Source organism: Bacillus sp. NMCC4, assembly GCF_002998555.1.
In the GTDB taxonomy this organism is placed as follows: domain Bacteria; phylum Bacillota; class Bacilli; order Bacillales; family Bacillaceae; genus Bacillus.
This window is the reverse complement of the sequence record NZ_PVRA01000013.1, coordinates 14,311-27,265: the sequence shown is the minus strand read 5'-3', so window position 1 is coordinate 27,265 and position 12,955 is coordinate 14,311. Positions and strand designations below refer to the sequence as shown.

The 12,955-nt window shown below is 43.1% G+C and carries 22 protein-coding genes and 1 pseudogene; all 23 read left to right on the top strand.

Going from position 1 to position 12,955, the window contains the following annotated elements; genetic code table 11:
- Window positions 1-5 precede the first annotated feature (5 nt).
- The 23 genes and pseudogenes from rpsN to rpsI all read left to right on the top strand — a co-directional run bounded on the left by rpsN (window position 6) and on the right by rpsI (window position 12,938).
- The gene (rpsN, locus tag C6Y02_RS17860) at window positions 6-191 is read left to right on the top strand and encodes a 30S ribosomal protein S14 (protein ID WP_008356542.1); all 186 of its coding nucleotides are present in this window, start codon (window positions 6-8) and stop codon (window positions 189-191) included.
- 31 nt (window positions 192-222) lie between these two features.
- On the top strand, window positions 223-621 hold the full coding sequence (rpsH, locus tag C6Y02_RS17855; RefSeq protein ID WP_003217040.1) for a 30S ribosomal protein S8: 399 nt from the start codon (window positions 223-225) through the stop codon (window positions 619-621).
- A 31-nt stretch (window positions 622-652) separates the two neighbouring features.
- On the top strand, window positions 653-1,189 hold the full coding sequence (rplF, locus tag C6Y02_RS17850) for a 50S ribosomal protein L6 (protein WP_106031906.1): 537 nt from the start codon (window positions 653-655) through the stop codon (window positions 1,187-1,189).
- Window positions 1,190-1,221: 32 nt separating this feature from the next.
- On the top strand, window positions 1,222-1,584 hold the full coding sequence (gene rplR / locus C6Y02_RS17845; protein ID WP_003216951.1) for a 50S ribosomal protein L18: 363 nt from the start codon (window positions 1,222-1,224) through the stop codon (window positions 1,582-1,584).
- Window positions 1,585-1,608: 24 nt separating this feature from the next.
- Entirely contained in the window at window positions 1,609-2,109 is a 501-nt protein-coding gene (gene rpsE / locus C6Y02_RS17840) for a 30S ribosomal protein S5 (protein WP_003217179.1), read from the top strand.
- A gap of 13 nt (window positions 2,110-2,122) precedes the next feature.
- The gene (gene rpmD, locus C6Y02_RS17835; protein WP_003217067.1) at window positions 2,123-2,305 is read left to right on the top strand and encodes a 50S ribosomal protein L30; all 183 of its coding nucleotides are present in this window, start codon (window positions 2,123-2,125) and stop codon (window positions 2,303-2,305) included.
- Between the two features lie 30 nt (window positions 2,306-2,335).
- Window positions 2,336-2,776 carry a 50S ribosomal protein L15 gene (gene rplO, locus C6Y02_RS17830; RefSeq protein WP_003216888.1) on the top strand — a complete coding sequence of 147 codons (441 nt, stop codon included), beginning with the start codon at window positions 2,336-2,338 and terminating at the stop codon, window positions 2,774-2,776.
- Between the two features lies 1 nt (window position 2,777).
- A complete protein-coding gene (gene secY, locus C6Y02_RS17825) occupies window positions 2,778-4,070 on the top strand; it encodes a preprotein translocase subunit SecY (protein WP_012008710.1) in 1,293 nt (430 codons plus the stop codon).
- 55 nt (window positions 4,071-4,125) lie between these two features.
- Window positions 4,126-4,779: an adenylate kinase gene (locus tag C6Y02_RS17820; protein ID WP_034665602.1), complete on the top strand. Its 654-nt coding sequence runs from the start codon at window positions 4,126-4,128 to the stop codon at window positions 4,777-4,779.
- Window positions 4,776-5,522, top strand: a complete 747-nt coding sequence (map, locus tag C6Y02_RS17815) for a type I methionyl aminopeptidase (protein WP_003217210.1) — start codon at window positions 4,776-4,778, stop codon at window positions 5,520-5,522. Before C6Y02_RS17820 ends, map begins: the two co-directional genes overlap by 4 nt.
- Before the next feature lie 27 nt (window positions 5,523-5,549).
- Window positions 5,550-5,857 (top strand): annotated as a pseudogene (locus tag C6Y02_RS19580) (KOW domain-containing RNA-binding protein).
- The gene (gene infA, locus C6Y02_RS17805; RefSeq protein ID WP_003217190.1) at window positions 5,835-6,053 is read left to right on the top strand and encodes a translation initiation factor IF-1; all 219 of its coding nucleotides are present in this window, start codon (window positions 5,835-5,837) and stop codon (window positions 6,051-6,053) included. Before C6Y02_RS19580 ends, infA begins: the two are co-directional and overlap by 23 nt.
- Before the next feature lie 31 nt (window positions 6,054-6,084).
- Window positions 6,085-6,198: a 50S ribosomal protein L36 gene (gene rpmJ / locus C6Y02_RS17800; protein WP_003156543.1), complete on the top strand. Its 114-nt coding sequence runs from the start codon at window positions 6,085-6,087 to the stop codon at window positions 6,196-6,198.
- A 21-nt stretch (window positions 6,199-6,219) separates the two neighbouring features.
- Window positions 6,220-6,585 carry a 30S ribosomal protein S13 gene (gene rpsM, locus C6Y02_RS17795; protein ID WP_003217023.1) on the top strand — a complete coding sequence of 122 codons (366 nt, stop codon included), beginning with the start codon at window positions 6,220-6,222 and terminating at the stop codon, window positions 6,583-6,585.
- Between the two features lie 20 nt (window positions 6,586-6,605).
- Window positions 6,606-7,001, top strand: coding sequence for a 30S ribosomal protein S11 (gene rpsK / locus C6Y02_RS17790; RefSeq protein ID WP_003217231.1), 396 nt, complete (start codon window positions 6,606-6,608; stop codon window positions 6,999-7,001).
- A gap of 175 nt (window positions 7,002-7,176) precedes the next feature.
- Window positions 7,177-8,121 (top strand): DNA-directed RNA polymerase subunit alpha, encoded by a 945-nt coding sequence (locus tag C6Y02_RS17785; protein ID WP_003217009.1) that lies wholly within the window; start codon window positions 7,177-7,179, stop codon window positions 8,119-8,121.
- A 76-nt stretch (window positions 8,122-8,197) separates the two neighbouring features.
- The gene (gene rplQ / locus C6Y02_RS17780) at window positions 8,198-8,560 is read left to right on the top strand and encodes a 50S ribosomal protein L17 (protein WP_003216944.1); all 363 of its coding nucleotides are present in this window, start codon (window positions 8,198-8,200) and stop codon (window positions 8,558-8,560) included.
- Window positions 8,561-8,684: 124 nt separating this feature from the next.
- Complete coding sequence (locus tag C6Y02_RS17775) at window positions 8,685-9,527, top strand: energy-coupling factor ABC transporter ATP-binding protein (RefSeq protein ID WP_008356549.1); 843 nt, start codon at window positions 8,685-8,687, stop codon at window positions 9,525-9,527.
- On the top strand, window positions 9,503-10,372 hold the full coding sequence (locus C6Y02_RS17770) for an energy-coupling factor ABC transporter ATP-binding protein (protein WP_044139648.1): 870 nt from the start codon (window positions 9,503-9,505) through the stop codon (window positions 10,370-10,372). Before C6Y02_RS17775 ends, C6Y02_RS17770 begins: the two co-directional genes overlap by 25 nt.
- A complete protein-coding gene (locus tag C6Y02_RS17765) occupies window positions 10,369-11,166 on the top strand; it encodes an energy-coupling factor transporter transmembrane component T family protein (RefSeq protein WP_044139647.1) in 798 nt (265 codons plus the stop codon). The genes C6Y02_RS17770 and C6Y02_RS17765 overlap by 4 nt, the downstream gene beginning before the upstream one ends.
- 11 nt (window positions 11,167-11,177) lie before the next feature.
- Window positions 11,178-11,921, top strand: a complete 744-nt coding sequence (gene truA, locus C6Y02_RS17760; RefSeq protein ID WP_106031905.1) for a tRNA pseudouridine(38-40) synthase TruA — start codon at window positions 11,178-11,180, stop codon at window positions 11,919-11,921.
- Between the two features lie 166 nt (window positions 11,922-12,087).
- Window positions 12,088-12,525: a 50S ribosomal protein L13 gene (gene rplM, locus C6Y02_RS17755; protein WP_003217042.1), complete on the top strand. Its 438-nt coding sequence runs from the start codon at window positions 12,088-12,090 to the stop codon at window positions 12,523-12,525.
- Between the two features lie 20 nt (window positions 12,526-12,545).
- Window positions 12,546-12,938, top strand: a complete 393-nt coding sequence (rpsI, locus tag C6Y02_RS17750; protein WP_003217273.1) for a 30S ribosomal protein S9 — start codon at window positions 12,546-12,548, stop codon at window positions 12,936-12,938.
- Window positions 12,939-12,955: the final 17 nt, after the last annotated feature.

The following is a 12,955-nucleotide window of genomic DNA, read 5'->3' as shown; positions in this document are numbered from 1 at the left end:
AAATCGTGGCTAAAAAGTCTATGATTGCGAAACAACAACGCAAACAAAAGTTTAAAGTTCAAGAGTATACGCGCTGCGAACGTTGTGGACGTCCACATTCAGTAATTCGCAAGTTTAAACTTTGCCGTATTTGTTTCCGCGAACTTGCATATAAAGGACAAATTCCTGGCGTTAAAAAAGCCAGCTGGTAATCCCCATAAATGGGAAGGAGGTTATTAAATAATGGTTATGACAGATCCGATTGCAGATTTGCTGACTCGTATTCGCAATGCGAACATGGTACGTCATGAGAAGCTAGAAGTACCGGCTTCAAAAATCAAAAGAGAAATTGCTGAAATCTTAAAGCGTGAAGGTTTTATCCGTGACGTTGAATATGTTGAAGACAGCAAACAAGGAATTATCCGTATGTTCCTTAAATATGGCCAAAACAACGAGCGTGTTATCACTGGTCTAAAAAGAATCAGTAAACCTGGTTTACGTGTATATGCGAAATCAAATGAAGTACCACGTGTACTTAACGGACTTGGAATCGCAATTATTTCTACATCACAAGGTGTTTTATCGGACAAAGAAGCCCGTGCTAAACAAGCTGGTGGAGAAGTACTTGCTTACGTATGGTAAAAAAAGTTTAAGATGAATGGAGGTGCTTGGTATGTCTCGTATAGGTAAAAAACTAATCGAGATCCCTTCAGGAGTTACTGTGACAAACAACGATAACACAGTGACAGTAAAGGGACCAAAAGGTGAACTAACTCGTACATTTCACCCTGATATGGAAATTAAAATTGAGGACAGCGTCTTAACTGTAAGCCGCCCGTCTGAACATAAAGAACACCGTGCATTACATGGTACAACACGTAGCTTGATTGCAAACATGGTTGAAGGTGTATCTAAAGGTTTCGAAAGAGGTTTAGAACTTATCGGTGTCGGTTACCGTGCAGCTAAATCTGGAAACAAACTTGTTCTTAACGTTGGATACTCTCATCCAGTTGAAATCGTTCCTGAGGCTGGAGTTGAAATCGAAGTTCCATCTCAAACGAAAGTAGTCATTAAAGGTATCGATAAAGAGCGTGTGGGAGCTCTAGCTTCTAACATCCGCGCTGTCCGTTCTCCAGAGCCTTACAAAGGTAAAGGAATTCGTTACGAAGGTGAATTCGTTCGCCGTAAAGAAGGAAAAACTGGTAAGTAAGATCGCTTAATGTGAAGAAAGGAGTGACTCGGATGATTACGAAAACTAGCAAAAACGCTACTCGTCTTAAAAGACACGCTCGTGTTCGTGCGAAACTTTCAGGTACTGCTGAAAGACCTCGCCTTAACGTTTTCCGTTCTAACAAGAACATCTACGCTCAAGTAATTGATGATGTTAACGGTGTAACACTTGTAAGTGCTTCTACTCTTGATAAAGAGTTAAAGATCGAGAATAGTTCTGACGCTGCAGCTGCTACTAAAGTTGGCGAACTTGTTGCAAAACGTGCTGTTGAAAAAGGAATCTCTAACGTGGTATTTGACCGCGGAGGATACTTATATCATGGACGTGTAAAAGCTCTAGCTGAAGCTGCTCGTGAGGCTGGACTTAAATTTTAATAAAAGAAGGAGGGACACATCCGAATGAGTCGTATTGACCAAAGCAAATTAGAGTTAGAAGAACGCTTAGTTACGGTTAACCGCGTAGCGAAAGTTGTTAAAGGTGGACGTCGTTTCCGTTTTGCAGCTTTAGTTGTTGTCGGTGACAAAAACGGTCATGTAGGTTTCGGTACTGGTAAAGCACAAGAAGTACCAGAAGCGATCCGCAAAGCTGTTGAAGATGCGAAAAAGAATTTAATTGAAGTACCAATGGTTGGAACTACAATTCCACATGAAATCATCGGTCGATTCGGTGCAGGAAACGTTCTATTGAAGCCTGCTTCAGAAGGTACAGGAGTTATCGCTGGAGGCCCAGTGCGTGCGGTTCTTGAGCTTGCTGGTCTAGCTGATATCCTTTCTAAATCTCTAGGTTCTAATACACCGATCAACATGATCCGCGCAACACTTCAGGGTTTAAGTGAACTTAAACGTGCTGAAGACGTTGCGAAGCTTCGTGGAAAATCTGTAGAAGACCTGTTAGGATAAGGAGGGAACATTAATGGCAAATAAATTAGAAATTACCCTCAAACGCAGTGTAATCGGTCGCCCAGAAGATCAGCGTGTCACTGTTCGTACTCTTGGTCTTAAGAAAACAAACCAAACAGTCGTACATGAAGACAATGCAGCGATCCGCGGCATGATTAACAAGGTGTCTCATTTAGTTTCTGTTAAAGAACAATAAAACATTTTTAATCGATAAGGAGGTGCCCAAATGAAACTTCATGAATTGAAGCCTTCAGAAGGTTCACGTAAAGTACGCAACCGTGTTGGTCGTGGTATTGGATCAGGTAACGGTAAAACTTCTGGTAAAGGTCATAAAGGTCAAAACGCTCGTTCTGGCGGCGGTGTACGCCCTGGTTTCGAAGGTGGTCAAATGCCTTTATTCCAACGTCTTCCAAAACGTGGTTTTACAAACATCAACCGTAAAGATTACGCGGTTATCAACTTAGACAGATTAAACAGTTTTGACGAAGGAACGGAAGTAACTCCTGAACTTCTTCTAGAGACTGGTGCAATAAGCAAGTTAAAAGCAGGAGTAAAAATTCTTGGCAACGGTAAATTAGAAAAAAAATTAACTGTAAAAGCCAATAAATTCTCTGCTTCTGCGAAAGAAGCTATTGAAGCTGCTGGCGGTACAGCCGAGGTGATCTAACTTGTTTAAGACAATCTCCAATTTTATGCGCGTGAAAGATATACGGAATAAGATTATATTCACTCTTTTAATGTTAATCGTCTTTCGTATAGGTGCTTTCATCCCTGTGCCTAATGTGAACGCCGAAGTTCTCCAGGCACAGGATCAAATGAGTGTTTTCGGGATCCTCAACACGTTTGGGGGCGGGGCACTTTTCCAATTCTCCATTCTTGCAATGGGGATTATGCCGTATATCACTGCTTCGATCATCATTCAGCTCTTGCAGATGGATGTTGTTCCGAAGTTCACTGAGTGGTCAAAGCAAGGAGAGGTTGGCCGCCGAAAATTAGCACAATTCACAAGGTATTTTACAATTGTTCTAGGTTTTATCCAGGCGTTAGGAATGTCATATGGATTCAACAATATGGCAGGAGGCATGCTGATTGAAAACCCAGGTGTTTCAACGTACCTCTTAATTGCGGTCGTACTCACTGCGGGAACAGCATTTTTAATGTGGCTAGGAGAGCAGATTACTGCTCACGGTGTTGGTAACGGTATTTCGATTATTATCTTTGCCGGTATCATCGCAGGTATCCCTCAAACATTAAAACAAGTGTACGCTCAGCAATTTGTGGGTGGAGATGGACAGCTGTTCATGCAAATCCTGAAAATTGCCCTTATTGTTATTGCTATCCTTGTCATTGTTATCGGTGTTATTTACATTCAAATGGCAGTGAGAAAGATTGCGATTCAATATTCAAAAGGAACTGGCCGTGCACAAATGTCTGCTAGTCAAGCAACGCACCTTCCATTGAAAGTGAATCCAGCAGGGGTGATTCCAGTCATCTTTGCCGTTTCTTTCATTATTACTCCGCAGACGGTTGCATCGTTCTTCGGAACCAATAATGTGACAACTTGGATAACCAACAACTTTGACTATACTAAGCCAATCGGTATGACGATTTATGTAGCACTGATTGTTGCTTTCACATATTTTTATGCCTTTGTCCAAGTGAATCCTGAACAAATGGCTGAAAATCTGCAAAAGCAGGGTGGCTATATCCCGGGAGTTCGTCCAGGGAAAATGACTCAAGATAGAATTACGAGCATTTTGTACCGACTCACGTTTGTGGGCGCCATTTTCTTAGCCGTGATTTCAATACTTCCTATCTTTTTCATTCAATTCGCTGGATTACCTTCCGCTGCACAAATTGGCGGCACAAGTCTTCTCATTGTTGTAGGTGTTGCACTTGAAACAATGAAACAGCTTGAAAGCCAATTAGTGAAACGAAACTACCGTGGATTTATGAAATAAAACAGAGGGCTGGGCTTCTGCCCAACCTCTCTAAGTAAGGAAGGGGAAATCCGAAATGAACTTAGTCTTAATGGGGCTTCCGGGTGCTGGTAAAGGCACTCAGGCAGAACGAATTGTTGATGATTATGGGATCCCTCATATCTCAACAGGAGATATGTTCCGCGCTGCTATGAAAGAGGAGACACAACTTGGGCTCGAAGCAAAATCCTTTATCGATAAAGGAGAGCTTGTTCCTGATGAGGTCACAATCGGTATTGTTAGAGAAAGACTTGGCAAAAATGATTGTGAACAAGGTTTTCTTCTGGACGGATTTCCGCGAACAGTCGCTCAGGCTGAAGCTTTAGAAGAAATTCTAAAGGACCTTGGCAGAACGATTGATTATGTCATTAATATTAAAGTCGATAAAGATGCTTTGATGGAGCGTCTGACTGGCCGAAGAATTTGCAAAAATTGCGGAGCGACATATCATTTAGTATTCAATCCACCTGCGAAAGAAAATGTTTGCGATAAGTGTGGAGGCGAGCTTTATCAACGTGCAGATGATAATGCAGAAACCGTTTCGACTAGACTTGAAGTAAACTTAAAGCAGACTGAACCTTTACTGAACTTCTATTCAGAAAAAGGATATCTTGCAAACATTGATGGTGCGAAGCACATTAACGATGTATATGCAGATATCAAGAACCTGCTTGGGGGATTAAATAAATGATTATCTGTAAAACTCCTCGCGAGCTTGAGATTATGAGAGAAGCTGGACGCATTGTCGCACTGACTCATGAAGAGCTGAAGAAACACATAAAACCAGGTATTTCGACAAAAGAATTGGATCAAATTGCCGAACGTTTTATTACAAAGCAGGGTGCAATCCCATCTTTTAAAGGGTATAATGGTTTTCGCGGGAGCATTTGCGTTTCGGTGAATGAAGAACTCGTTCACGGTATTCCTGGTAAACGGGTTTTACGTGATGGCGACATCATTAGTATCGATATTGGCGCAAAGTTAAATGGCTATCATGGTGACTCTGCTTGGACTTATCCAGTTGGGGTAATCAGTGATGAAGACCGCAAACTACTGGAAGTCACAGAGGAATCTCTATATAAAGGCTTACAGGAAGCAAAGCCAGGCGAACGTCTGTCGAACATTTCCCATGCCATACAAACGTATGTAGAAAACGAGAATTTCTCAGTTGTTAGAGAATATGTTGGACATGGGGTCGGACAGGATCTTCATGAGGACCCTCAAATTCCTCATTATGGTCCGCCCAACAAAGGCCCGCGGCTAAAACCTGGAATGGTGTTGGCCATCGAACCGATGGTGAACGCAGGCAGCCGATATGTGAAAACATTGGCTGATAACTGGACGGTTGTAACGGTTGATGGGAAAAAGTGTGCTCACTTTGAGCATACGATTGCGATTACAGATACAGGTTTTGATATACTGACTAAGATTTAGGTCTTCACTGAAGCCTTTCAGGCCCAAATCGGGCAGGTTGTCTGTATAGTCCAAAGGAAAGAACAAGATCAGTATACAGGTGTCATCGGCATGTTCGGTGGCTGCCATGTACTAATCGCAGACGGAGAAAAGCGTAAATTTCATTCTCCTAAGAAAAAATATCAATCATATAACCTTTTATGGTTGCGTATCTCCGGAAGTTCAGAACAGTATATTCAAAACAGGTCGGGTGATAGATGGACAATTGAGATGATCTCATTTGGACATTTGTCAGAGAGCAAGTTACTGATTTGAAGAAGGGAGAACACTTGAATGGCGAAAGACGATGTAATTGAAGTGGAAGGTACTGTAGCAGAAACTTTGCCAAATGCAATGTTCAAAGTTGAACTAGAGAATGGTCATACAGTTTTGGCTCATGTATCAGGAAAAATCCGTATGCACTTCATTCGCATTTTACCTGGAGACAAAGTTACGGTAGAATTATCTCCATATGACTTAACTCGTGGTAGAATTACGTACCGTTACAAATAAAGCAACTCCGGAAGAAGGAGGTTGGAAACACATGAAAGTGAGACCATCTGTTAAACCTATCTGTGAAAAATGTAAAGTGATTCGCAGAAAAGGAAAAGTAATGGTGATCTGTGAAAACCCAAAACATAAACAAAAACAAGGCTAATAACAAGGAGGTGCCCAAATCATGGCTCGTATTGCTGGTGTAGATATTCCACGTGATAAACGTGTTGTCATTTCTTTAACATATGTTTTTGGAATTGGTCGTACGACTGCGCAACAAGTCCTTAAAGAAGCAGGTGTTTCTGAAGACACTCGCGTTCGCGATCTAACTGAAGACGAACTTGGTAAAATCCGTGATATCATTGACAAACTTAAAGTAGAAGGTGACCTTCGTCGTGAAGTTTCACTTAACATTAAGCGTCTAATTGAAATCGGAAGCTACCGCGGAATCCGTCATCGTAGAGGACTTCCTGTTCGTGGACAAAACACAAAAAACAACGCGCGTACTCGTAAAGGTCCGCGTCGTACTGTAGCTAACAAGAAAAAATAAGTAAAGGAGGTAGTTAAAGAATGGCTGCTGCTCGTAAACAAAATACGCGTAAACGTCGCGTGAAAAAGAATATTGAAGCTGGAATCGCTCATATCCGTTCCACTTTCAACAACACGATTGTAACGATTACTGATGTTCATGGAAACGCAATTTCTTGGTCAAGTGCTGGTGCATTAGGATTCAGAGGTTCTCGTAAATCTACTCCTTTCGCTGCACAAATGGCTGCTGAAACTGCGGCTAAAGGTTCTATCGAACATGGTCTTAAAACACTTGAAGTAACTGTTAAAGGTCCTGGTTCTGGTCGTGAAGCTGCAATTCGTGCGCTTCAAGCTGCAGGTCTTGAAGTTACTGCAATCAGAGACGTAACTCCAGTTCCTCATAACGGATGCCGTCCACCAAAACGTCGCCGCGTGTAATTTGTTTGTATAGATTTTGTGTCCCTGTCAATAATGGGTTATGATACAGTTATTTATGAGACGAATACACGACTCGTTGCCTGAGCACATACGGGACTAAACAATGAGGAATTTCGGATGGAATCTCATATGATTCTATTCGAGGTTTCGACGTTTTGAAGGAGGGTTTTATTAGATGATCGAAATTGAAAAACCAAAAATCGAAACGGTTGAAATCAGCGACGATGCCAAGTATGGCAAGTTTGTCGTAGAGCCACTTGAGCGTGGATATGGTACCACTTTAGGGAACTCCCTTCGTCGTATCCTTTTATCCTCACTTCCTGGTGCAGCTGTAACATCGATCCAGATAGATGGTGTCTTACACGAATTCTCAACGATCGAAGGCGTGGTTGAAGATGTTACAACGATTATCTTAAACATTAAAAAGCTTGCACTCAAAATCTACTCTGAAGAAGAGAAGACGCTTGAAATTGATGTACAAGATGAAGGTACTGTAACAGCTGCTGATATTACACACGACAGCGATATTGAAATCTTAAATCCAGATCTTCACATCGCAACTCTTGGCAAGAATGCGAGCTTCCGTGTTCGCTTAACTGCACAAAGAGGTCGCGGGTATAATCCTGCTGATGCAAACAAAAGAGACGATCAGCCAATCGGTGTGATTCCGATCGACTCAATCTATACACCTGTATCTCGTGTGACTTATCAAGTGGAGAACACCCGTGTTGGGCAAATCACAAACTATGATAAATTAACACTAGATGTATGGACTGATGGAAGCACAGGACCGAAAGAAGCGATCGCTCTAGGTTCTAAGATTTTAACTGAACACCTGAATATTTTCGTTGGGTTAACTGACGAAGCTCAGCATGCTGAAATCATGGTTGAGAAAGAAGAAGACCAAAAAGAAAAAGTGCTTGAAATGACAATTGAAGAGCTTGATCTTTCTGTTCGTTCTTACAACTGTTTGAAGCGTGCGGGTATTAACACTGTTCAAGAGCTTGCTAACAAGACAGAAGAGGATATGATGAAAGTTCGTAACCTTGGACGTAAATCTCTTGAAGAAGTGAAAGCGAAACTAGAAGAACTTGGACTGGGTCTTCGTAAAGACGATTGACTAGTTTCATTGTGAACTAGGATTTTCGTGTGTTTTTTATTCATACAGCATTCTCTAACTAAGGAGGGGACATCACATGGCATACAGAAAGCTAGGACGCACTAGTGCACAACGTAAAGCAATGCTTCGTGACCTAACGACTGATTTGATCATCAACGAACGCATCGAAACAACTGAAACACGTGCGAAAGAACTTCGCTCTGTAGTTGAAAAAATGATCACTCTTGGCAAACGCGGAGATCTTCATGCTCGCCGTCAAGCTGCAGCTTACATTCGTAATGAAGTAGCTAACGCTGAAACAAACCAAGATGCACTTCAAAAATTATTCGCTGACGTTGCAACTCGCTACGAAGATCGCCAAGGTGGATACACTCGTATCATGAAGCTTGGACCTCGTCGCGGCGATGGCGCACCAATGGCTGTCATTGAATTAGTTTAATCACATAGCGTGTATCTAAGAAAGGGCGGGACAGTTCATAACTGGATCTATGCCCTTTTTTAGATACTACGGCTTTTTAGCAATAAGCAAAGAAGAGGTTGAGCTGAGAGGAGGTCCGGTAGAGATGGGGAAGACATTAATTGACGTAAAGGACATTGTATTTCGATATCACAAGGATGCGGACAAGCCCGCTTTAGATCAAGTGTCATTGCATGTGAATCAAAATGAATGGCTCGCCATTGTTGGCCATAATGGTTCAGGTAAATCCACACTTGCCCGTGTACTGAATGGGCTCATTTTACCGGATGCTGGAACGGTCAAGGTTGGAGAGATTGAGCTGAAAGAAGAGAGTGTCTGGGATATTCGCAAAAAGGTCGGAATGGTCTTTCAAAACCCAGATAACCAATTCGTTGGCTCAACGGTTCGTGATGATGTGGCTTTTGGTTTAGAAAATAACGGGGTTGAGCGGGAATTGATGATAGAACGTGTAGATTGGGCTGTCAAACAGGTCAATATGCAGGAGTTTCTTGATCAAGAGCCGCACCATCTATCAGGCGGGCAAAAGCAGAGAGTCGCCATTGCAGGTGTACTTGCCGCAAGCCCTGACATCATGATCTTAGATGAAGCAACATCGATGCTTGATCCGATTGGCCGTGAAGAAGTGTTAGAGACTGTTAGACTACTGAAGGAACAAGGAACGGTCACAGTCATTTCCATCACACATGATTTAGACGAGGCCGCCAAGGCAGACCGGGTCATTGTCATGAATGGCGGGAAAAAATTTGCCGAGGGAACCCCAGAGGAAGTATTTGAACTAGACGAACAGCTGGTTCAGATTGGACTTGATCTGCCATTCTCCTATCGGTTGAGCAAACAATTGAAGCAGCAAGGTGTACCGCTTGCAAATGCCCATTTGACACAAGAAGGATTGGTGAAAGAGCTATGGACATTACGATCAAAGAATTAGAGCATCGTTATCAAATGAAAACGCCGTTTGAGCGTCTCGCTTTGTATGATGTCAATGCTTCCATCCAAGAGGGTAGCTATGTCGCTGTCATTGGTCATACGGGCTCTGGCAAGTCTACATTGCTGCAGCATTTAAATGGCTTGCTCAAACCAACGAAGGGGAGCATTGCGCTTGGAGATACCGTCTTACAAGCCAATAAAAAGCAGAAGGATTTAAAGTCCCTCCGGAAAAAAGTAGGCATCGTGTTTCAGTTTCCTGAGCATCAGCTCTTTGAAGAAACGATCCTAAAGGATATCTGCTTTGGTCCGATGAATTTTGGCGTTCCTCAGGAGAAGGCAGAAGCGAAGGCGAAGGAAATGCTGAAGCTAGTCGGTCTTCCTGAATCCCTATTATCTCGATCTCCCTTTGAACTAAGCGGCGGTCAAATGAGACGTGTGGCGATTGCAGGTGTTCTAGCGATGGAGCCAGAAGTGCTTGTGCTGGATGAGCCGACTGCAGGGTTAGATCCACGCGGACGGAAGGAAATCATGGACATGTTCTATGAGCTTCATCAAAAGGCAAACCTTACCACGATTCTGGTTACACACAGTATGGAGGACGCCGCTCATTATGCGGATCAAATGATTGTGATGCATAAAGGAACGGTAAAGGCGACAGGTACGCCGAGAGAATTGTTTGCCAATCGTACAGACATGTCTTCGTTTGGTCTCGACCTCCCAGAAACGATTAAATTCCAGCAGACTGTAGAAGAAAAGCTGGGTATTACGTTTCCAAGGCCGCTTCTGACCATGGATGAAATGGCAGAAGCCTTAACAGCTCTTTATCAGGAGGACACGACATCATGATGGATAGTATGATTATCGGCAAATATGTGCCAGGTTCATCCTTTGTCCATCGTCTTGATCCAAGGACAAAGCTGTTATCAATTTTCTTTTTTGTCTTTATTGTCTTTTTTGCTAATAATTACATCACTTACGGGCTTTTAGGTGTCTTTACCCTCCTTGTGGTGATGGTTTCTCAGGTGCCGCTATACTTTATTCTTAAGGGAATGAAGCCGATCCTATGGATTGTCCTGTTTACCTTCATTCTGCATATCTTCATGACAAAGGATGGCGCCTTGCTATTTCACTTTGGTTTTTTAAATATTTATGAAGAAGGTCTAAAGCAGGGGATTTTCATTTCTCTCCGTTTTGTCTATCTCATCATGATGACGACACTTCTGACGTTAACTACAACGCCTATAGAAGTGACAGACGGTATGGAAAAGCTGCTTCATCCATTCCGTAAAATCAAGCTGCCTGTTCATGAGCTTGCTCTCATGATGTCCATCTCTCTTCGGTTTATTCCAACTTTACTAGAAGAGACGGACAAAATCATGAAGGCGCAAATGGCAAGAGGCGTTGATTTTACAAGCGGCCCTCTTAAAGATCGCATGAAAGCCATCGTTCCTTTGCTTGTCCCGCTTTTCGTCAGTGCGTTTAAGCGTGCAGAGGAACTGGCGACCGCTATGGAAGCGAGAGGCTACCGCGGGGGAGAAGGACGGACGAAATACCGTCAGCTTGTCTGGGGCATGAAAGACACGTTCACACTGCTCCTATTCATCCTGTTAACAGCACTCCTTGTGCTTCTAAGAAATTAGGTGATTCCTAGATGAAGGTCAAATGTACCGTATCCTACGATGGAACCCATTTTAAAGGCTATCAGGTGCAGCCTGGGCAGCGAACTGTTCAGACGGAGATCGAGTCGGCTCTTGCAAGAATGCACAAACAGGATGAACTGATTTCGATTGTGGCTTCTGGCCGGACGGACAGCGGCGTCCATGCGAAGGGGCAGGTCATCCATTTCGACACGCCGCTCTCGATTCCGATGGAAAGATGGCCTTTTGCCCTCAATAGTCTCCTGCCGGATGACATCAGGGTTCTAAAGGCTGAGGAAGTGGATGAGTCGTTTCATGCACGTTTTAGTGTCGTTTCGAAGGAGTACCGTTATAAGGTCTCAACGGAAACGCACCAAAATGTATTCACGAGACAGTATGCCTGCCACTTTCCTTACCGGCTGGATGCAGACAAAATGAGAGAAGCTGCTGGACACCTCATTGGCACACACGACTTCACAAGCTTTTGTGCGGCCAATACAGAGGTTCAGGACAAGGTGAGGGAGATTTACACCCTCGAGTGGAAAAACGTCTCAGACGGGCTTGAAATGCGTGTGAGAGGAAATGGCTTTTTATACAACATGGTGCGAATTATCGCTGGAACGTTACTTGAAATCGGATCTGGTAAATTTCACCCTGAGGAGATAAAAGCCATGCTTGCCGCCCGAAATCGCGAAGCGGCAGGCAAGACTGCGCCTAGTCACGGACTGTATTTATGGGAAGTTTTCTATGACAACTAAACCAGGTGTAACATGTTCTTGACACAGGAAGCAGAAAGTTATAAGATATCATATGGTATGTATTTCAACCCCACAAATAAGCCCCGGAAGACTTATCTTGTGTTTTGAAATAGAACGTAGCATTTGATTCAAGGAAAAATCATTGATTTATTTAGGAGGGAAACTCATGCGTACAACACCAATGGCGAACGCAAGCACAATTGAGCGCAAATGGCTAGTTGTTGATGCGGCAGGCAAGACTCTAGGTCGTCTTTCTACTGAAGTAGCATCACTTTTGCGCGGTAAGCACAAACCAACTTATACACCACACGTTGATACAGGTGATCACGTCATCATCATCAATGCTGAGAAAATCGAATTAACAGGTAAGAAATTGACGGACAAAATTTACTACCGTCACACAATGCACCCAGGTGGTTTGAAACAAAGAACTGCTCTTGAGATGCGTACAAACTACCCTGAAAAAATGTTGGAGCTTGCTATCAAAGGTATGCTTCCAAAGGGTCCATTAGGCCGTCAAATGTTCAAAAAATTAAATGTGTACCGTGGTTCTGAGCATCCACATCAAGCACAACAACCTGAAGTTTACGAACTTCGCGGTTAATTATAAGGGAGGTTAACAATTTGGCACAGGTTCAATATTACGGTACAGGTCGTCGTAAAAGTTCTGTAGCGCGCGTTCGCTTAGTTCCAGGTGAAGGCCGTATCGTCGTTAATAATCGTGAAATTACTGAATACATTCCATTCGCTGCTTTAATCGAAGACGTGAAACAGCCTTTGAACATCACAGAAACAGCTAACAGCTACGATGTTCTTGTAACTGTTCACGGTGGTGGATTCTCTGGTCAAGCTGGAGCAATTCGTCACGGTATCTCTCGTGCTCTTCTAGAAGTAGATCCTGAGTACCGTACATCACTTAAACGTGCTGGACTTCTTACTCGTGACCCTCGTATGAAAGAGCGTAAGAAATACGGTCTTAAAGGCGCACGTAGAGCTCCTCAGTTCTCAAAACGTTAATCAATTCCTTATTGCAT